A 1,023-nucleotide genomic window follows, 5' to 3' on the forward strand; every position below is an offset into this window, starting at 1 on the left:
GATAGCGATCCGAGCATCTGCAGCTGGCGGCCCGGGGGGAGTAATGGCCGTGGTCAGGCCATGATCAATTCGAGCGGCGACATGTGGCTATGCCGCCGCCGTTTTAAGTCCCAGCGTCAATCGTAGCCAGCGACCCATTTCGGTAATCGCGCGGTCCACCTCGTCAACGTGGCCGGCTCCCATGATGAAGGAATGCTGGCCCTTCTCGATCTGTCGGACGATGACATCGTTGCCTGCCTCCTTTGCCTTTTGGGAGAAAGCGACGGCGTCCGAGGCGAGTAGCTCGTACTCGCCGTAGTACACCGCGATGGGAGGCAATCCGGACAGGTCGGCTTCCAGCAGGTGTACCCGGGGGTCGGTGTATTCCACGTCGGTTCCATCGAGCCAGCACGACCGGAACAGCTCGAGCAATCCCGGCGTGAGTAGCTTGTCCCGCTCGGAGTTGGTTTTGAGGGATTCCCCCGACAGCGTGACGTCAGTCCACGGCGAAATGGACAACACGGCGCCGGGCAGTGCCTCGCCGCGATCTCGCAGACGCAGCGCAAGCTCGACTGCGAGATAGCCGCCGATCGAGTGGCCAACACTGGCTATCTTGTTGGGGCGGTAGCCCTGGTCGAGCAGCCAGCGGTAGGCGCTTTCCACGTCTTCGACTTGCGCCGGGTACTTGTGTTCCGGGGAACGTCGGTAGTTCAGTACTAGCGAGCGCGCGCCGGCCGCCTTCGCGAGGTGCCCCGCTGCCTTCCGGTCGGAATGCATCGACATCAGCACGCTGCCACCCATATGCGTATGCAACAGCACTGATTCGGGGTCACCGTCTACGGGGATGCACCACAAGGCCTCCACCCCGCCCGCGTCCACCTCGGCATACGTGACGCCTTCGGGTTCCTTCGTTGCCAAATGGATGTTCTCGGTGACGTCGCGAATCGTCTCCAGGTCAAAGTTAACGTTCGAAGATCGCCTCCCGATCTCCGCCAAGAACTCGGCGAAATCGACCGCCTGCTTGCTTGCCATCCAACTGCCTTC

1 protein-coding gene is annotated in these 1,023 nt (G+C 62.0%); it reads right to left on the bottom strand.

The genetic code is table 11. The features are described from left to right. Positions 1-87: 87 nt before the first annotated feature. Positions 88-1,023 (bottom strand): alpha/beta hydrolase (locus A9W96_RS16630; protein ID WP_231997713.1); only part of this gene is annotated, 936 nt, incomplete at its 5' end.

It is taken from the genome of Mycobacterium sp. 1245852.3, assembly GCF_001669335.1.
GTDB classification, from domain to species: domain Bacteria; phylum Actinomycetota; class Actinomycetes; order Mycobacteriales; family Mycobacteriaceae; genus Mycobacterium; species Mycobacterium europaeum_A.